Here is a 17176-nt window from a genome sequence, read left to right as displayed (position 1 = left end):
ATAGCGCTTGTTCCGGTCTCAGCTTCGGCCCATCCGGGTCACCGCGATTCGGAAATGGTCTCCCACCGCGATCAACAAATGATCGACATAACCTCTCCGAAAACAGTGGCGCGGGGTCAGATCTCCCCGGTCTACGCGGTATTTAGCCAGGCTGTGAGGGACCTTTCCGCTGAACTAACGCTCCTTGACGCTCTGCCGGAGCATGGATCCTGTCAGGACGAATGTTGCTGCTCGGGCATGGGCTGCTGTATTGGGGCCTGCGTTGTCTGCAAAGCTCCAATTGCGCCTCTTTATGGCGCGAACGCAAAATACTTGGTCGCGCGCCCCGTCTCCGCAAGGGGAATAACGCCGGCATCCCTGCTCGAACCGCCAAACGCCTTCCTCTGATCGCTTTCCGCCGCTGCCGAATCCAAGGGTCCGGCGGCCGCTGACCGTTCAGCTCGAAGGTAATTCCATGTCAATGAAATTCGCCGCGGTCGCCGCGGCACTTCTGTGCGCGCTCCTCGTCGGAGCGCCGCGCCTCATGGCGCATGAGGGTCACGATCACGAGACCGCGGCGCCTGTCGCCTCAAACAATTTTCCCCGCGCCGAAGCGGCATCCTCAGCCTTTGAACTCGTCGCTATCAAGCAGGGAGCCGAACTCGAAACCTGGCTCGACCGGTTTGAGACGAACGAACCCGTTCGAGACGCGATCATCGATGTCGAGACGCCTGCTGGTCCAGCAACGGCAGTCAAGGCGCCAAACGGCTCCTATCGCATCCCCGCGGCATGGGCGAGCGCCCCGGGCCGCTACGATCTGATCTTCACGGTCACGGATGGGGGGAATGTCGACGTGCTCACGGCCACCCTCGTAGTTCCCGTCACAAGTTCCAGAAAAACGGAGCCCCTGCTGGGTCCCAATCAGGGCTCTCTGCTCGGAGGCGTATCGACCATGGCCGTCGCGGTCGCGAGCCTCTTGTTCGGTGCATTCTCCGCCTTGGCCTTTCGGAAGCGTCCAATCTTGTGGGCGCCGGCGATCGCCGCTTTTCTCGTCATCGCGGTCGGGGCGGTCCGGCTGCTGGCGCATGAAGGGCACGATCACCCGGACGAAGCGAAAGGCAGTCCTGCTGCTAAAGGCGACCGCTCGCAGATCCTGCCTGACGGCTCGATTTTCATGCCGAAGCCGACCCAACGCGTCCTTGCCGTGCGGACGACGGTGAACCGGGAGGAGGAGCACAAAAGAACGGTCGAACTGCCAGGTCGCATCATTCCGGATCCAAACAAAAGCGGTCTCGTCCAGGCTGCGGCCGCCGGCCGTCTCTCGGCGCCGCCTGCCGGATTCCCAAGTCTCGGAGCCCGCGTCGAGGCGGGCGACGTCCTCGCCTATGTGACCACGCCATTTCTTGCACTCGACCAGCCCACCTTGCGTCAACAGGCGGGCGATCTCGCCCAACAGATCTCGATCGTCGAACGGCGTGTCGCGCGCTATGAGACGCTTGTTAAGTCGGCCGCCATCGCGCAGGTGACGCTCGATGACGCTCGCCTCGAACTCCAGGGCCTTAAGGCGCGCCGCGCCACCGTCGACACGGTCAAGCGCGATCCGGAGGCGCTCGTCGCGCCCGTCGGCGGCGTCATCGCCGCAGCCAATGCGGTGGCTGGCCAGATCGCCGATCCCAACGCCGTACTGTTTCAGATCGTCGATCCGGCCCACCTATGGGTCGAGGCGCTGTCCTTCAACCCCATGCCGGCCAGTCTAAAAGCTTCCGCGCGCACCTCGGAGGGTCGCAGCCTTTCACTCGATTTTATTGGGGCCGGCTTCGCGGATCGCAATCAGGCGGCGCCGGTTAATTTTTCGATCAGAGATCCCGCCGGACTTCGGCTCGGGCAGTTCGTGAGCGTGTTTGCGGAGACGTCCGAGGCGACCGCGGGCCTCGCTTTGCCGCGTGCGAGCGTCGTTCGACGTTCAAACGGCGAAAACGTCGTTTATGAGCATGTGGGCGCGGAGCGATTTGAGGCGCGGATCGTCAGAACCCAACCTCTCGATGGCGACAATGTCCTTGTCATCGACGGTCTTTCAGCCGGGCGCAGGGTCGTGACCCAGGCGGCTGAACTTCTCAATCAGGTGAGGTGACGCCGATGTTCACCTTCCTCGTCACACAGTCCCTGCGCAATCGCCTGCTCGTCCTCGCGATCGCGATGGTCCTGGTGCTCTGGGGCGGCCTTACGCTGAGCCGCCTGTCGGTCGATGTCCTTCCTGATCTCAACAAGCCGACCGTCACGATCATGACGGAGGCCGAGGGCCTTGCGCCGCCCGAGGTCGAACAGCTCGTCACTTTCATCATCGAGACGCAAATGAACGGGCTGCCCGGCGTTTCGCGGGTGCGCTCGGTCTCAGGCGTCGGCCTGTCGATCGTCTACGTCGAGTTCGACTGGGGGACCGACATTTATCGCAATCGCCAGCAGATCGCCGAGCGACTGACTCTCGTGCGCGATCAATTGCCTGCGAATGTCACGCCACAGATGGGGCCTATCAACTCGATCATGGGACAGATCATGCTGCTGGCCCTGACAGCGCCGGCCGAAGTATCGCCGATGGACGTGCGCGAGACCGCCGACTTTCTGCTCCGTCCGCGTCTCCTCGCCATTCCGGGCGTCGCCCAGGTGATCCCGATGGGCGGCGAGGTTCGTCAATACCGGGTGTCGCCTAACCCGGCGGCAATGCGCACGCTCGGCGTTACTTCGGACCAGTTGGAGAAGGCGTTGACCCAGTTCGGCGTCAACACGGGCGGTGGCTTTACCGATCAATTTTCGCGCGAGTTCCTGGTGCGCAATATCGGCCGCACGCTCAAATTGGAGGATCTGGCGAATACCGTCGTCGCCAACGCCAGCGGCGCCCCTATCTATCTGCGCCAGATCGCGGAAGTCAGCTTCGGCGCCAAAACGAAGCGCGGCGATGCCGGCTACATGGGTAAGCCTGCGGTCGTCGTGTCGATCGAAAAACAGCCGGACGTCGACACTGTTCGGCTCACGCGCGACATTGAGGCCGCGCTCAAAGCGATTTCGGCGAGCCTGCCTTCGGGCATCAGGGCCGACAACATACTGTTCCGGCAAGCCGACTTCATCGAAACCTCGATCCAGAACGTCGAGCGCGTTTTGATCGAGGCCATCGGCGTCGTCGCCATCGTTCTTTTCGCTTTCCTCCTCAACTGGCGCACAACCGCGATTTCGCTGACGGCGATCCCGGTCTCGATCCTCAGCGCCGCCATCATATTTCACTTGATGGGATTATCGATCAATACGATGACGCTTGGGGGCCTCGCCATAGCCATAGGCGAACTCGTCGACGACGCCGTGGTCGATGTCGAAAATATATTCCGGCGGCTCCGAGAAAACCGGCACGCTGCGCAAGCTCGCTCCGTCTTCGATGTCATTGTCTCTGCGAGTCAGGAGGTTCGGTCCGGCATCATTTATGCGACGATGATCATCGTTCTCGTGTTCATGCCGCTGTTCGCGCTTTCCGGCATCGAAGGGCGACTTTTCGCTCCACTCGGTCAAGCCTATATCATCTCGATCCTGGCGAGCCTCATCGTCTCGATCTCGTTGACGCCGGTTATGGCGTATTACCTGCTGCCGCCCATCGCCAGCCTGCACGAGCACGAAAGCGCGCTCGTGCGCATGTTCAAGCGGGCGAACCGGGCGGCGCTCGAGCGCGCCCTTGATCATCCCCGCCTTGTCATGGCGGCTGCTTTGATCGGCGTAATGGGTGCAGGCGGCGCCGCCGTCATGCTGCCCCGCGCTTTCCTGCCGCCTTTCAACGAAGGCACTTTAACGATCAACACGGTCTTCACGCCGGGCATATCCCTCGCTGAATCGAACCGTATCGGCCTCGTCGCCGAACAACTTCTCATGGAGACGCCGGAGGTCAAATCCGTCGGCCGGCGGACGGGGCGCGCCGAGCTTGACGAGCATGCGGAAGGGGTACATTCATCCGAAATTGAGGTCGATCTCGGCAAATCCGCACGATCGCGCGACGAAGTCGTCGCCGACATCAGGTCGCGCCTCCGCGTCCTCCCTATGTCCGTCAATATAGGCCAGCCGATTTCACACCGGCTCGATCACATGCTGTCAGGCGTGCGCGCGCAGATCGCGCTCAAGATCTTCGGCGAGGATCTGGACGGCCTGACGCGCGTTGCGGAGGACCTGCGCGGTAGGCTCGCAAAAATTCCGGGTCTGGTCGATCTTCAAGTCGAGAAGCAGGTCCGCGTTCCGCAGATCGAGATTGCGGTTGATTACCAAAGAGCAGCGCTCTATGGACTGCAGCCCGCTGCGATCACCGATCAGCTTCAACGGCTGTCCAATGGCAAACTGATGTCGCGTATCGTGGACGGCAACAGGCGCTTTGACGTCATCTTGCGCCTCGACGATAGCCTTCGCACGACTGACCGCCTGGCGGACCTCCTCATCGAGTCGCCGTCGGGCTGGATCCCGATCCGCCATGTCGCCGAGGTCACGGAGACCGACGGGCCAAACCAGATCCTGCGCGAGAATGGCAAACGTCGCATCGTCGTGCTCGCCAACGCCGACGGGTCGGCCGATATGGCGCGGATCGTCGCGGACATTCGTAACGAAATCGCGGCGGCGCATTTGCCGAGGGGGTTCTTCACGAGCCTCGAAGGGGCGTTTCAGGCGCAGGAAGAGGCGACCCGGATGATCGGTCTCCTTTCTCTCATTTCGCTTGCGCTCGTATTCGCGATCCTCTTCAGCCGCTATCGCTCAGCCTTGTTCGCCCTGATGATCATGGGCAGCGTGCCGCTCGCATTGATCGGCACCGTCGCGGCGCTTTGGATCGCTGGACAACCTCTGTCGGTCGCTTCGATGATAGGCTTCATAACGCTGACCGGGATCGCCTCGCGCAATGGCATATTGAAGATCAGCCACACCATCAATCTGTCGCTCCGCGAAGGCGTTCCCTTCGGGCGCCAGCTTGTGATCCGGGGCAGCCTCGAACGCATGACGCCGGTGCTCATGACCGCGCTATCGGCCGGAGTTGCGCTCGTGCCGCTCTTGATCGACGGCCATGCGCCGGGCAAGGAAATTCTGCATCCGGTCGCCGTCACCATTTTCGGCGGCCTCGTCAGCGCGACGCTGCTCGATGCCTTCCTAACGCCCATCCTGTTCATGCAATTTGGCCGCAAGCCATTAGAGAATTTACATGCGATGGACCAGGCGCGCCTATCGCCTTCCACAGCGGCGACGCCCTTGCAATCTTATTGACCCAACAAAGGAGAAGGTCATGAAAGCGATGCTCATTTCGGCCGGGGTGCTGTTCGCGGCCGCCGGATTTGCGCTTGCGCACGACCAAAAGGGTCCGCATGGTGGCCATCAGGTCGATGCGGGAAAGATGCATGTCGAATTGCTCGTCAAGGACGCCACGATCGACGTTTATCTCGCCGACGAACTGGCCAAGCCAGTCGATGCGTCTGGCTACAAGGGGCTTGCGATTCTCATCGTTGGCGGCAACGCCGCCCGCATTCCGCTGGCTCCGGTTGGAAGCGACAAGCTCACTGGGACAGCGCCTGCCGAGGTCAAGGGCGAGCCAAAGGGGGCCGTGCAGATCACGTCCCCGTCCGGCGCCACAGTCCAGGCACAGTTCGACTAAAATTCATGTATGCATTCGGAAGGGAAAGGCAATTTGCCTTTCCTCGCCGGTTCAGAGTTCCACGACGAGATCTGGTGAAATCCGATACCCTCGTTTGCACGGCCGGCGGCTCTATCACATTGCGCCGCAATCGACGCCAATCAGCTGATCAGCGATTTTCTTCTGCTCGTCAGTCAAAACTGCGTACAGTTTGACCGTCGCCGGTTTGACAGCCTTCAGGGATTCGAGCATGGCCTCCATGCCGCCGATGCGGGCGTCCATCCGCTCAACGACGCCGCCCTTTTGCATGGCTCCCATCATGCTTTCGCGCATGTCCTGCATGACCTTCACCCGGCCCTTGACGGTCTCGGCATATCCGTTCCAGGCTTCGGTTTGGGCGTCGGTTATCTTAAGCTCATCCTTCAGATAGGCGAGCCGCCCCGAAACCATGGCGCCCATCCTTGCCTGGGCGCCGCGCATCATGCCCTGGCCCATCATTCCGCGCCCCATCATGCCCATCGTCGGGCAGCCGCCGCCCATCATCCCCATCGTGGGCGCTGCCTGATCGTCGTCTTCGGCGATGGACGGCGAGAGAAAGGCTCCGCTCAAGGTGAAGGCGAGAGCCGTCGTTGCGAAGAATTTGTTCATTGCAGCGCTCTTTCTTTTTTCTAAATCGACAACATAACTCAGAACATTATTCTCTCTATCAAACTTGGCATTGACCGAAAGCAATTTACGGACGTTGACATTACCTACGCCCTTGGGCTCGGGCGCTAAGCGTCGGATTGGCGCCCTAGCGCCCGAGATATTTGATGAGCGCAGCGACGCCGAGCACGACCAGAACGAAAATCAGGAGGCCGAACAGCGACATCCCCCACATGTCGCCTGTCATTCCATCAAATCCCATCATGACGGCCTCCTCAGTTTAACGGCGTGTGGCGAAGCCGTAGCGCGTTGGCGATGACGCTGAGGGAGGAGAGCGCCATGGCCGCCGCCGCGATAATCGGGGAAAGCAACAGGCCGAAGGCGGGGTAGAGCGCCCCGGCCGCGATCGGCACGCCAGCCGCGTTGTAGATGAAGGCGAAGAACAGGTTCTGGCGAATGTTGCTCATGGTCGCGTGACTGAGCTTGCGGGCTCGCACGATGCCCTGAAGATCGCCTTTCAGCAGGGTGACCCCGGCGCTCTCGATCGCGACGTCCGTGCCGGTGCCCATGGCGATGCCGACATCGGCGGCGGCGAGCGCTGGCGCGTCATTGACGCCATCGCCCGCCATCGCGACGATGCGACCCTCCTTGCGCAATTTGGCGACGACCTTGCCTTTGTCCTCCGGCAGGATTTCCGCCTCGACTTCGCTGATGCCGAGCCTGCGCGCTACGGCGTCGGCGGTGGTCTTGTTGTCGCCGGTCAGCATGACGACCCGGACGCCCGCGTCCCGCAGTTCCTTGAGCGCGGCGGGCGTCGTCTCCTTGACTGGATCGGCGATCGCGAGAAGGCCGCTAACCCCTCCGTCGATCGCCACGAAAATCACGGTCGCGCCTTCGGCGCGAAGAGCTTCCGCCTCGCTGGTGAGAGCAGAGAAATCGACGCCGGCTTCCACCATGATGCGATGGCTGCCGATGACGAGCTTCTTTCCGTCGACGACGCCGCTGACGCCCTTGCCGACCGGGCTGTCGAAATCAGTCGCGACGCCGAGCAGCAGATTGCGCTCCTTTGCGGCGTTGACGATGGCGGTCGCTAGAGGATGCTCACTGGCGCGCTCCAGCGTCGCCGCAAGGCGCAGCAGCTCAGCCTCATCGAGACCGCCGACCGCTTTCAGGGCCGTCACCTTCGGCTTGCCTTCGGTCAGGGTGCCGGTCTTGTCGACGACCAGCGTGTCGATCTTCTCAAAGCGCTCAAGAGCCTCGGCGTTCTTGATCAGCACGCCAAGTCCGGCGCCGCGCCCGACCCCCACCATGATCGACATCGGCGTCGCGAGGCCAAGCGCGCAGGGACAGGCAATGATCAGCACAGCGACGGCCGCGATCAGACCGTGGGCGAAGCGCGGTTCAGGACCCCAGATCGCCCAGGCGCCGAAGGCGAGCGCGGCGACAAGGATGACGATGGGGACGAACCAGCCCGAAACTTCGTCGGCTAGGCGCTGGATGGGCGCGCGGCTGCGCTGCGCCTCGGCCACCATGCGGACGATCTGCGCCAGCATGGTGTCGCTTCCGATTTTTCCGGCCCGCATGACGAAACCGCCGCTTTGGTTGAGCGTGCCGCCTATGAGCTTTGCGCCCGCGCTCTTGATCACAGGCATCGACTCGCCGGTGATCATGGATTCGTCGATCGAACTGCGACCCTCTATCAATTCGCCGTCGACGGGGACTTTTTCCCCGGGCCGGACGCGCAGCCTGTCGCCGACCGCCACTGCTTCAACCGCGACGTCCTCGTCGGTCCCGTCGGGGCGGATGCGCCGCGCGATTTTCGGCGCGAGATCCAGCAGCGCGCGGATCGCGCCGCCGGTCTGTTCGCGGGCGCGAAGCTCCAGCACCTGGCCGAGCAGCACCAGCACTGTGATGACCGCCGCCGCCTCGAAATAGATTGCGACGGAGCCGTCCGCGGAGCGGAAGGTGGCGGGAAAAATGCCCGGCGCGACGGTGGCGACGACGCTATAGGCCCAGGCGACGCCCGTCCCCATCGCGATCAGCGTGAACATGTTGAGATGGCGCGTGACGAGCGATCGCCATGCGCGGGCAAAGAACGGCGCGCCGGCCCACAGCACTACGGGCGTCGCCAGCATCAGCTGGATCCAGCTCGCCGCCTGCGCGCCGAGCACCATGTGGAGATTCGTTAGGTGGCCGACCATCTCAAGGATAAACACCGGGATGGCGAGAGCAAGGCCGATCCAGAACCGGCGCGTCATGTCGGTGAGTTCGGCGCTGGGGCCGGTCTCGCCCGTTGTGACGACGGGTTCGAGGGTCATCCCGCAAATCGGGCAATTGCCCGGCCCAATTTGGCGGATCTGCGGATGCATCGGGCAGGTGTATATCGTTCCGGCCGGCGGCTGATCGGCGGCCGGCGCGGCGGCTCCGCCCTTGAGGAATTGCGAAGGCTCGGCGAGAAATTTCTCGCGGCACTCCGCGGAACAAAAGAAGTAAGTCTTGCCAGCATCCTCGGCGCGGAACTTCGCCGTTTGAGGATCGACCGTCATTCCACACACGGGGTCCGTGACCTTTTGGGAGCCAGCCATGCCGGTCGGGCCTCCGCCATGCTGATGGTTGTGTCCGTCGTGCGGGCGATTGCGACCGGGCGTCGTCTGATCATTTTCCATAATTGGGCTCTTCTAGGCGCAGCGCCATGATACGGCGTTGAAGACGGGAACAAACACTGCTGCCGCGAGCCAAGCGAAAGCGACGTTGCTCAGGATGCCCTCGACCAGTCCGGCCGCCGACAGCAGTGGGGCTGCGGTAAAGAGTCCGAGCCAGGCGTGAGAGACTTGCAAGCCCGGCAGCAGCAACGCCACGAGCGCGCATGCGACATAGATCACGACAAGCGTGGTTGTAAGCCCGACGCCGACGGCAGCCAAAGACAATCTGATCGATTCATGAAAAGGTTCGTTCGCCATTACATTTTCCTCATCTCTCCGCCGCCGCGAAAACCTGCTCCTTGGTCGTTATGTCGTCTGCCTCGCCGGCCAGCAGGTAGAGCGGGTAACGGATGTCCCGCAGCGCGACGCGACGTCCGAGCGCGATGAAGCCCCCGCGGGCAAGCTGGTTTCGCGGAACAGAAGATTGATGGCCTGAAGGTAGTATTGAACTGCCCCGGGTTTGCCGGAGGCCATTTCGTTTGAGTCACGCCGCTATGGCGGGCTCGTCGATTTGCGCATAATAGCGCGCTTCGGCTTCGGCCGGTGGAATGTTTCCGATCGGCTCGAGCAGTCTCTTGTTGTTGAACCAGTCGACCCATTCGAGCGTTGCGAACTCGACCGCCTCGAAGTTGCGCCACGGTCCGCGCCGCCAAATGACCTCGGCTTTGTAGAGGCCATTGATCGTCTCGGCGAGGGCGTTGTCGTGGCTGTCGCGGACGCTGCCGACGGACGGCTCGACGCCGGCTTCTTTCAGGCGTTCCGTGCATTTGATCGAGACATATTGGGCGGATTCAATCGGTCGTCGCAACGCCCGCGTGGGAGATTGCGATGGCGCATTGGAAAAGGCGTTCAGATCGAGCTGGTCGAAAGGCCTGAGGTCGTACAGGCGTCCGAGTGACAGAAGCAATATCTATTTTCTTCAATACCTTATGATTCAAAGAGCGTAGGGCGCACGCAGGCCGGGGTCGCCGGCCGGGAAATCCTTGACGTTGCGCGTCACCAAAAGCATGGCGCGGTCCTGCGCCGACGCCCAGATCACCGCGTCCGGCAGTTTGATCTTGTGGCGCCGGCGCAGGTCGACCGCCCGCGCGGCGATGCGCGCGTCGAGGCCGACAAGCTCAAAACCGCCGAGAAAATCGCGCGTCGGCGCCGCAAGATCCGCTGCGGCCCCGACCATCACCTCCATCCAGGTGATGATGCTGATCGCTTTCTCCGCATAGAGCGAGAGCTCAACGCGGGCTTCGGGAACCGCGTTGAGATAGTCGATGAGGATATTGGTGTCGAAGAGCGCCTTCACCATTCGTCGCGCGCCTTTTCCTGGTAGGCGAGCCCGTCCTCGGCGCGATCGCCCCAGAGGCCGAAGGCGTCGCGGTCCCGCCGGCGCCGCCGCGCGGCCAGATAATCGTCGATCGCCTGCCGGATCAGCGCCGCGCGGGAGGTTTTTTCGTGCTTCGAGAGATTGTCCAGCTCTTGGAGCTGCGCGTCGCCGAGATCGACCAGTGTTCGCATTGTCCTCCTCCATAATATGTGATAACAGCATCATATATCATCAGGTGGAGAACCCAAACTGTTTTTCGTTCACCGGGATCATCGCGATAGCTCGCCACCGCTCGCCGGAGAGGACGGGTCGTCGACGAGCGGAGCGCCCGATTTGACAGACGCTTTGTTTCGCGAGTCGATCCCGTGGCCGGCGCTGAAAGCGCCACTCGCCGCCGCCGAGGATGCCCTGGCCCGGCTCGACGAGCGCGTCCGGGCGAGCCAGATTCGAGAGGGTTCGTCAGCCGAAGGGCGCCGGGTTCAAACCGCCGGGCTTGTCCTCGTCCGGCAGATGCCCGGCTCCGCCAAAGGCGTCATGTTCATCACCATCGAAGACGAGACCGGCATCGCAAATCTCGTCATTTGGCCAAAGCTCTTCGAACAGCAACGCCGCATCATCCAATCCGCTGGAATGCTGGCCGTCGCCGGCCGTGTTCAACGGGAAGGGGAGGTCGTGCATCTCGTCGCCAACTCTTTGACCGATTTGTCGGCGTCGCTTGCGAGCATCGGCGACCGCGATTCTGTCTTTCCGCCCACCGCATGGGCGCGGCGACGAATTCCATCGCGGCGCCTCCGGCGTCGATCCGCGCGAGCGACCGCAACCCGGAGCAAAGAGCCGCGGCATTTACGTCGAGGATCGCCGCCTCGACACGATAAGGGTGAAGGCGCGGGATTTTCACTAGGGCGCAGGCCGCGGCGCGTCGCCCAGCCGTCGACCGGTTCCTGGCCGAAACCGCCGGACGTCGTTCGCAAGCATACGCGCCGCTCTCTGCTCTTACAGCGAAGTCGCGGCTTTCGGGGAAGTAGCCACGCCGGCCGCCTCGTTCGTCCTGGGACCGATCAGATGCAAGCCCATCCCATGCGTCCTCAGCCAGGATCGGCGGCAGCCACGTCTTTGGACAAGCTTCCCACGGTCTTCCAAACGCGAGCGAATGATTCATGTGCTGGAGGTGCGCGACCTCATGCGCCGCGAGGTAATCAAGCACGAAAGGCGGCGCCAGGCGATCCCTCAGTTCGCGAACGTGGTCCCAAACCGTTTGCCGGGCGACGGGATCAAGCCCCACCGTCGGCTCGTCCATGAAAAGGATAGCGGGTTCATGAATCATGCTCTGGGCGATTTCCAGCCGGCGGATCATGCCGCCGGAGTAACCCTGCACCAGCTTCGCAGCGGCGTCCTCCAGTCCCATCATCTTCGAGGCGGCGGCGATGCGGCCGGCCGCTCGCTTCGCGGGACCAGGTAAAGACGCGCCGAGAGCAACAGATTTTCATAGCCGCTCAATGCGCCGTCCGCGGACAGAAGTTGAGGAACATAACCTATGTGGGCGCGGATCTCTTGCGGCTGTTTCGCGAGATCAAATCCTGCGATCGTCGCGGAGCCGGAACTGGGAGGCAGCAGCGTCGTCAACATCTTGATGAGGGTCGATTTGCCAGCTCCATTCGGCCCGATCAGGCCAAAGATTTCACCCGCCCCGACGTTCAAATTCACCTGATCAACGGCGGTGAAATCTCCGAAGCGCTTGGTCAGCGCCTTCGTTTCGATGATCATCGTCTCGATGCCTGCCATTCCCGTTCCCTCGATCGATCGCCAGAATGCTTTCAGGGTCGCGCTGAGCAATAATGGCAGATCAGCTAATTGATAGCGTTAATCTCCTGGCTCGGACGAGCTTTGATGCAGCTCAATAGCTGTCCCGCGCGCCCATTCAGAGGGGAACAGTTCGCCTTAGGCCGCAATCCGATCAAATGAAAACGATGTTCAAATCGAGACAGAATTTGTCCAAAGTCATCGAGTTGAAGCATTTTCTGATCGAAAAGGCCGAACAGTTTTCCGGGACGTTGGAACAGGCGCGCAAAGCGGCGTTCACCGAGCATCATCTTCATCAACGAACTTGACGCTCTCGGTCGCTCACGCTCCGCCGGCTGCGTAGGCCGTCTCCATACGGCATGGCGGAATAAGTAGAATCTGGCTCATAAGTTGGTCGCCATGGGCAGCGCCAGACGGATCAATTGACGCCCCCATCGGGCCCAAAAAGCGCTTCGAGACGATCGAGCAGGATCTGCTGGCCGGGGAGGATCTTCTGGCGGGCAATCGGCAACGCGAACCAGGCGGCGCGATCGATTTCCGGAAAGGACTGCATGCGCCCGCTGCGAGGCGGCCACTCGATCTCAAACAAGTTGCTGCTGATGCAGGTCGCATCGAAATCGGCCTCCATGGTGAAGGCTTCGGTCTTTTTCCGCGCATTCTGCTGAACACTGCCCAGCGGCCTTAGCGCGCCCGCCGGCATGGCGCCTAGTTCTTCCGCGAATTCGCGGCGAGCGGCGGTTTCGGCATCCTCGTTCTCAGCCACTTCGCCCTTGGGAATCGACCATGCGCCAAGGTCCGTATTGCGCCAGAACGGACCGCCGGGATGCACGAGAAGTACAAAAAGCTGCCCATCCATGCGCTTATACATCAAGACGCCAGCGCTCCTGAGGCTCATCTCTTCGGATCCAAAAACTCTACCGCAAAGTCAATTCCAACGCCTTCGTATTGCGCTCCGCCAAATGGGTTTCGAATTATCGCGCTGTCTTGAGGTCGATGGCCGAATGGTCCTAACCTTCTGATCGCAGTTTGATTTGTCGATTCAGAAGCGAAGCCGCGCGCGAAGGTGTCGATATAGCCCTTCATGATCGCCGGCATCGACATACGTCACAGCGGGTAGCGCCGGGCCAGAAGTGCCGGAGGCGGCGTCAGCTCGCGATCGGGCTCGCCGCCTCCGCGCGGGATACAATGCCGCCGTATATGCCGTCAACGTCGCGCCCGTCCGACGATAGCGGAGCTGCAAGAACCTCGATCCACTGGCGACGGCCCGGCTTGACGCGAAGCTCGAACGCCGCGGCCAAAGGCTCGGCCGTTTCAGCGACCGTCTCAAAAAGCCGCCGCAGACGCGCGGTGATGCGCGGCGCGAGCATTTTCGAAAGCCTTTTTTCTTGGGACGCCAATCCCAGGAGACGACCTGCTTCAGGCCCGGTCCGACTCGCTTCCCATTCATTCGTCCCGTCAGATCGCTGGAACACGAAAATACCGGCCGCAATTTCGTCCGGTCCCTGAGTAAGATCGGCGGCGGTCGGCATGAGCCGGCTTCCACGCTTGTCGCGCCAGAATTCAAGCTCTAGTCTCAAAAGGGGGTCGCTCGCATCGGCGGCGTCAAGGCGATTGAAAAGGCGCGCGAGATGGGGCGGCGACACGGCGAGCGTGGTCAAGTCATTCCCCCAAGCGCTCGGTCTCCGGCAGCCATCCAACGAGCCACGGATCAACATGAGGGCGCCGAAGACTCCTCTCCTTGATCTGCGTCAACACTTTACGCATCGAATTTATGATGAGTAAATAGTCAGTCAGATGATCGAGCGCAACGTGACGGATATTCCCGAGACCTCCCTCGAGGAGAAGGTCTGTTTCCTCAAGAGCCCAGCGGCCTATCGCCCTCAGCCGGCGAAGGTTGAGGTTGAGGAAACCCATATGTCTTGGGTCTTTCTGGCGGGAGATCGCGTTTATAAGTTGAAGAAGCCGGTCCGCCATTCCTTCCTCGACTTCGGGTCTATCGAAGCACGTGAGAAGAACTGTCGCGAGGAGCTTCGACTCAATCGTCGTCTGGCGCAGGATATCTATCTCGGCGTGGCGCCGTTGACTCGAAACGATAATGGACGCCTCTCGATAGACGGGGAAGGGCGTCCGGTTGACTGGCTGGTCGTCATGCGACGCCTCCCACGGGATCGCATGCTCGACAGCGCCATTATCGCCCACACTCTCAGCGGCGCGGAAATAGCGTCCGTCGCTGAGCGGCTCGTCGGCTTCTACAAGCACGCTCAGCCCGCGGATCTCGCCCCGGCGGCCTATGTGGCGCAATTCATTGAAGAGCACGCCCGGAACGAAGCCGTGCTGACTGCTCCGGAATTCGACCTCGATGGTAGGCGCATCGAACGGCTTTTGGGTCTTGTCGAGGATACTTTGCGCAGCGGCCTCCTGGAGACGCGCGCCGAAAGCGGCCGGATCGTCGAGGGACACGGCGACCTGAGGCCGGAGCATGTCTACCTCAGCCAACCGCCGGTCATTATTGACTGCCTGGAGTTCAATCGGCGGCTCCGCCTTGTCGATCCGGTGGATGAGCTCACCTATCTCGGCCTCGAATGCAGCCGGCTGGGGGCGGACTGGGTAGAGCCAGTCCTCGTGAGTGTCTACGTTAAGAGTTCAGGCGACGACACGCCGTCGCCGGAGCTCGTTTCATTCTATCGGACCTACCGCGCCTGTTTGCGCGCCCGATTATCGCTCGTCCACATTCTGGAGCATGACCAGCGCAAGCCGAAGAAATGGTTGCCCCTGGCCAAACAATATTTGGACATTGCCGCGTCGGCTAGCCTTAGCCCCGACGTTCCAGCGGCGCAATGATCCGATCGCCTTCGTCAAAGGCGATCGAAAGCAAGGTATTGAGCATGAGCCCCTCGGCTCGGTCCACATTCGACTCCCCGGCGCCGCGCCACATCATTCGCGTCTTTCTCTGTGGCGACGTGATGACGGGGCGCGGCATCGATCAGATCTTGCTGCATCCGTGCGACCCTCGTCTGCATGAAGATTATGTGCATTCGGCAAATGGATATGTTCGTCTCGCCGAGCAGGCGAACGGATCGATTCCAGCGCCGGTTGCGCCGTCCTATATCTGGGGCGCCGCTTTGGACGAGCTGAACCGGAAGGCGCCCGACGCGCGCATCATCAATCTCGAAACCAGCATTACGCGCAGCGACTCCTTTGCGGACAAGGGCATCAACTATCGGATGAGTCCCGAAAACGCCGAGTGCCTGACGGCCGCAGGCGTCGACTGCTGCGTCCTCGGCAACAACCATGTCCTCGACTGGGGGCGCGCCGGGCTGCTCGAAACATTGGCTACGCTCGAACGTTTGGGGATCAGGACAGCCGGAGCTGGCCGGGATCTGGCGCAAGCGCGCGCGCCGGCGATCCTCGAGATCGCCGGCAGAGGACGCTTGCTGGTATTTTCTTTCGCGTCCCCGACGAGCGGCGTCCCACGGAATTGGGGAGCGACTCCGGTGGCCGCTGGCGTGAACCTTCTCTCCGACTGTGCCAATGAAAGCGTCGCGCGGATCGCGGAACAGGTGGAGAGCGTACGGCGGCCAGGCGATCTGGTCATCGCGTCCATTCACTGGGGAGCAAATTGGGGATATGAGGTTCCAGAAGAGCAACGACGATTTGCGCGCGGCCTCATCGATCAGGCCAATGTTTCTCTTGTCCACGGCCATTCCTCGCACCACGCGAAAGCCATCGAAATATACAAGGATCGACTGATCCTCTACGGATGCGGCGACTTCCTGAACGATTATGAGGGCATTCGCGGCTACGAGGAATTTCGCGGCGATCTCGCCGTGATGTATTTCGCCGGTTTCGATGCCTTGACCGGACATCTTGCGAGTCTCGAACTCTCGGTGCTTCAAATCCGGCGTTTTCAGCTTGTTCCAGCATCGAGAGCTGATGTCGAGTGGATGCGCCGGACGCTCGATCGCGAAAGCTCTCCGTTCGGCGCGCGGGTCCGCCTGACGCCAGACGGGAGACTGACGCTGCGCTGGCGTGATGCGGTCGGTTGACGTGCTGACATGCATACGGCGCGTTCTTGTGCCCAGCGCCGATCTCATGATTAACGCTTCACCGAGGAGCCCGATCAGACGCGTGCGACCGAGCTCAAGTTTAGCCGCAGCCGCATGACGGACCATACCGCCGAGTCCTCCACGAGAGCCGCGACTCAAAACACAAGGAGATCCGTGAGCGGCTTGTCTTCGTGGAGCCGGGCGATCGCCCCGGCCAGTAGCGGCGCAGCCGATGCGATGGCGAGCTTGTCTCGGACGGGACCAGACGGAAGCCGGAAGGGAGGAACCGTATCGGTCGTGATGATGAGCTCGATGGCCGGATCGGCGAGCGTTTTCTCGGCGTCCGGCATGAAGAGGCCGTGCGCGACGCAGGCGATGATCCGCCGCGCGCCGCGATCGCGCGCGGCATGAGCCGCGCGTACGAGCGTTGCGCCCGTGCTGATGAGATCGTCGACGATTATTCAGACGGCCCCCGCGACGTCACCAGCGAAAAGGTCGCCGGAGACGACGCCGGCGCTGCGATGCTTTTCCGCGAATGCTTTGCCGACCGGCCGGCCCGTGGACGCCTCCAGCGCTTCGCGGAGCAAGTCGCCCGAGGAGCCGGCTGATCGCTTGGCCAAGCCCTTCGTTTCCCTTCAACGCGAACAAGCTCAGCCGGCCGCCAGATATAGGCTGAACATGCGAGGGCGACCAGATGCGAGGTTTCGCCATCAGCCGCGTCTCCGTTTGGCGGGACCAATGCTCGCCTCGCATAAGTTTCGATCTGTTGTATCGGCGCGCCTTGAGCAGCGTCAAGCCGCGCGGCTGCATCCGTCTCGACGTTGGCCCCTTGAGGCGCCGCAGTCATGCTTCGCAAACGGCTCGCACGGCTTCGTGCCGAGGACGTCGCAAGGCCGCAGGATTCTTCGTTCAAGCGGCATCGACTAGGTCATAGACCCATTATCGGGATTCCCGAATCGGCTGTGGCGTGATTCAACCTTCGGATCATGGAGGCTGAGATGGCGCGGTTTGATTTGACGGATTTCGAATGGTCGGTGATTGAGCCGTT

Annotated in this window: 17 protein-coding genes and 3 pseudogenes; 8 read left to right on the top strand and 12 right to left on the bottom strand. The window is 61.8% G+C overall.

Annotation, left to right across the window (positions count from 1 at the left end; all coding sequences use genetic code 11):
* Positions 1–454 precede the first annotated feature (454 nt).
* Genes MPC4_RS11740 through MPC4_RS11730 form a run of 3 tightly spaced genes read left to right on the top strand, consistent with a single transcriptional unit; the run spans position 455 to position 5638 of the window.
* Entirely contained in the window at positions 455–2110 is a 1656-nt protein-coding gene (locus MPC4_RS11740; RefSeq protein ID WP_174512672.1) for an efflux RND transporter periplasmic adaptor subunit, read from the top strand.
* A gap of 5 nt (positions 2111–2115) precedes the next feature.
* Positions 2116–5253, top strand: a complete 3138-nt coding sequence (locus MPC4_RS11735) for an efflux RND transporter permease subunit (RefSeq protein ID WP_174512671.1) — start codon at positions 2116–2118, stop codon at positions 5251–5253.
* A gap of 19 nt (positions 5254–5272) precedes the next feature.
* On the top strand, positions 5273–5638 hold the full coding sequence (locus MPC4_RS11730; protein WP_174512670.1) for a hypothetical protein: 366 nt from the start codon (positions 5273–5275) through the stop codon (positions 5636–5638).
* 114 nt (positions 5639–5752) lie between these two features.
* On the opposite strand, the gene MPC4_RS11725 is transcribed toward MPC4_RS11730, so the two are convergent.
* The 6 genes and pseudogenes from MPC4_RS11725 to MPC4_RS11700 all read right to left on the bottom strand — a co-directional run bounded on the left by MPC4_RS11725 (position 5753) and on the right by MPC4_RS11700 (position 10473).
* On the bottom strand, positions 5753–6265 hold the full coding sequence (locus MPC4_RS11725; protein ID WP_174512669.1) for a Spy/CpxP family protein refolding chaperone: 513 nt from the start codon (positions 6263–6265) through the stop codon (positions 5753–5755).
* 272 nt (positions 6266–6537) lie between these two features.
* A complete protein-coding gene (locus MPC4_RS11720; protein WP_425312459.1) occupies positions 6538–8928 on the bottom strand; it encodes a heavy metal translocating P-type ATPase in 2391 nt (796 codons plus the stop codon).
* A 12-nt stretch (positions 8929–8940) separates the two neighbouring features.
* Positions 8941–9222, bottom strand: a complete 282-nt coding sequence (locus MPC4_RS11715; protein WP_174512668.1) for a hypothetical protein — start codon at positions 9220–9222, stop codon at positions 8941–8943.
* Between the two features lie 226 nt (positions 9223–9448).
* Positions 9449–9751, bottom strand: a pseudogene (locus tag MPC4_RS11710) (integrase core domain-containing protein); the annotation flags it as partial.
* Positions 9752–9898: 147 nt separating this feature from the next.
* Positions 9899–10264 (bottom strand): type II toxin-antitoxin system VapC family toxin, encoded by a 366-nt coding sequence (locus MPC4_RS11705; protein ID WP_174512667.1) that lies wholly within the window; start codon positions 10262–10264, stop codon positions 9899–9901.
* Positions 10258–10473 (bottom strand): ribbon-helix-helix domain-containing protein, encoded by a 216-nt coding sequence (locus MPC4_RS11700; RefSeq protein WP_174512666.1) that lies wholly within the window; start codon positions 10471–10473, stop codon positions 10258–10260. Before MPC4_RS11700 ends, MPC4_RS11705 begins: the two co-directional genes overlap by 7 nt.
* 319 nt (positions 10474–10792) lie before the next feature.
* Here MPC4_RS11700 and MPC4_RS21780 point away from each other — a divergent pair.
* Both MPC4_RS21780 and MPC4_RS21775 read left to right on the top strand, forming a co-directional pair.
* Positions 10793–10927 (top strand): annotated as a pseudogene (locus MPC4_RS21780) (OB-fold nucleic acid binding domain-containing protein); the annotation flags it as partial.
* 70 nt (positions 10928–10997) lie between these two features.
* Positions 10998–11183, top strand: coding sequence for a hypothetical protein (locus tag MPC4_RS21775; protein ID WP_425312462.1), 186 nt, complete (start codon positions 10998–11000; stop codon positions 11181–11183).
* A 246-nt stretch (positions 11184–11429) separates the two neighbouring features.
* Here MPC4_RS21775 and MPC4_RS21770 read toward each other — a convergent pair.
* The 5 genes and pseudogenes from MPC4_RS21770 to MPC4_RS11675 form a co-directional block, all read right to left on the bottom strand.
* Positions 11430–11687 (bottom strand): annotated as a pseudogene (locus MPC4_RS21770) (ATP-binding cassette domain-containing protein); the annotation flags it as partial.
* Positions 11687–12064 (bottom strand): ATP-binding cassette domain-containing protein, encoded by a 378-nt coding sequence (locus MPC4_RS11690; RefSeq protein ID WP_210253634.1) that lies wholly within the window; start codon positions 12062–12064, stop codon positions 11687–11689. The pseudogene MPC4_RS21770 and the gene MPC4_RS11690, both read right to left, overlap by 1 nt.
* Positions 12065–12129: 65 nt before the next feature.
* On the bottom strand, positions 12130–12378 hold the full coding sequence (locus MPC4_RS11685) for a hypothetical protein (RefSeq protein ID WP_174512665.1): 249 nt from the start codon (positions 12376–12378) through the stop codon (positions 12130–12132).
* A 122-nt stretch (positions 12379–12500) separates the two neighbouring features.
* On the bottom strand, positions 12501–12977 hold the full coding sequence (locus MPC4_RS11680) for an NUDIX hydrolase (protein WP_174512664.1): 477 nt from the start codon (positions 12975–12977) through the stop codon (positions 12501–12503).
* 250 nt (positions 12978–13227) lie between these two features.
* Positions 13228–13740: a PAS domain-containing protein gene (locus tag MPC4_RS11675; RefSeq protein ID WP_174512663.1), complete on the bottom strand. Its 513-nt coding sequence runs from the start codon at positions 13738–13740 to the stop codon at positions 13228–13230.
* A 151-nt stretch (positions 13741–13891) separates the two neighbouring features.
* Here MPC4_RS11675 and MPC4_RS11670 point away from each other — a divergent pair, with 151 nt between their 5' ends.
* Entirely contained in the window at positions 13892–14923 is a 1032-nt protein-coding gene (locus tag MPC4_RS11670) for a hypothetical protein (RefSeq protein ID WP_244628974.1), read from the top strand.
* 44 nt (positions 14924–14967) lie between these two features.
* A complete protein-coding gene (locus tag MPC4_RS11665) occupies positions 14968–16128 on the top strand; it encodes a CapA family protein (protein WP_174512662.1) in 1161 nt (386 codons plus the stop codon).
* A 155-nt stretch (positions 16129–16283) separates the two neighbouring features.
* Here MPC4_RS11665 and MPC4_RS21245 read toward each other — a convergent pair whose 3' ends face one another.
* Positions 16284–16571 (bottom strand): ribose-phosphate diphosphokinase, encoded by a 288-nt coding sequence (locus MPC4_RS21245; protein WP_244628978.1) that lies wholly within the window; start codon positions 16569–16571, stop codon positions 16284–16286.
* Here MPC4_RS21245 and MPC4_RS21240 point away from each other — a divergent pair.
* Positions 16488–16736 (top strand): hypothetical protein, encoded by a 249-nt coding sequence (locus tag MPC4_RS21240; protein ID WP_244628973.1) that lies wholly within the window; start codon positions 16488–16490, stop codon positions 16734–16736. The genes MPC4_RS21245 and MPC4_RS21240 overlap by 84 nt on opposite strands.
* Positions 16737–17176: the final 440 nt, after the last annotated feature.

Source organism: Methylocella tundrae, assembly GCF_901905185.1.
GTDB classification, from domain to species: domain Bacteria; phylum Pseudomonadota; class Alphaproteobacteria; order Rhizobiales; family Beijerinckiaceae; genus Methylocapsa; species Methylocapsa tundrae.
The sequence above is the reverse complement of the archived record's forward strand: the minus strand, read 5'-3'. Positions and strand labels throughout refer to the sequence as shown.

Bases quoted from the DNA above. Each gene is read 5' to 3' on its own strand.
- MPC4_RS11740 (WP_174512672.1), top strand. From the start codon at position 455: ATGTCAATGAAATTCGCCGCGGTCGCCGCGGCACTTCTGTGCGCGCTC.
- MPC4_RS11735 (WP_174512671.1), top strand. From the start codon at position 2,116: ATGTTCACCTTCCTCGTCACACAGTCCCTGCGCAATCGCCTGCTCGTC.
- MPC4_RS11730 (WP_174512670.1), top strand. From the start codon at position 5,273: ATGAAAGCGATGCTCATTTCGGCCGGGGTGCTGTTCGCGGCCGCCGGA.
- MPC4_RS11725 (WP_174512669.1), bottom strand. From the start codon at position 6,265: ATGAACAAATTCTTCGCAACGACGGCTCTCGCCTTCACCTTGAGCGGA.
- MPC4_RS11720 (WP_425312459.1), bottom strand. From the start codon at position 8,928: ATGGAAAATGATCAGACGACGCCCGGTCGCAATCGCCCGCACGACGGA.
- MPC4_RS11715 (WP_174512668.1), bottom strand. From the start codon at position 9,222: ATGGCGAACGAACCTTTTCATGAATCGATCAGATTGTCTTTGGCTGCC.
- MPC4_RS11705 (WP_174512667.1), bottom strand. From the start codon at position 10,264: ATGGTGAAGGCGCTCTTCGACACCAATATCCTCATCGACTATCTCAAC.
- MPC4_RS11700 (WP_174512666.1), bottom strand. From the start codon at position 10,473: ATGCGAACACTGGTCGATCTCGGCGACGCGCAGCTCCAAGAGCTGGAC.
- MPC4_RS11690 (WP_210253634.1), bottom strand. From the start codon at position 12,064: ATGGCAGGCATCGAGACGATGATCATCGAAACGAAGGCGCTGACCAAG.
- MPC4_RS11685 (WP_174512665.1), bottom strand. From the start codon at position 12,378: ATGAAGATGATGCTCGGTGAACGCCGCTTTGCGCGCCTGTTCCAACGT.
- MPC4_RS11680 (WP_174512664.1), bottom strand. From the start codon at position 12,977: ATGAGCCTCAGGAGCGCTGGCGTCTTGATGTATAAGCGCATGGATGGG.
- MPC4_RS11665 (WP_174512662.1), top strand. From the start codon at position 14,968: ATGAGCCCCTCGGCTCGGTCCACATTCGACTCCCCGGCGCCGCGCCAC.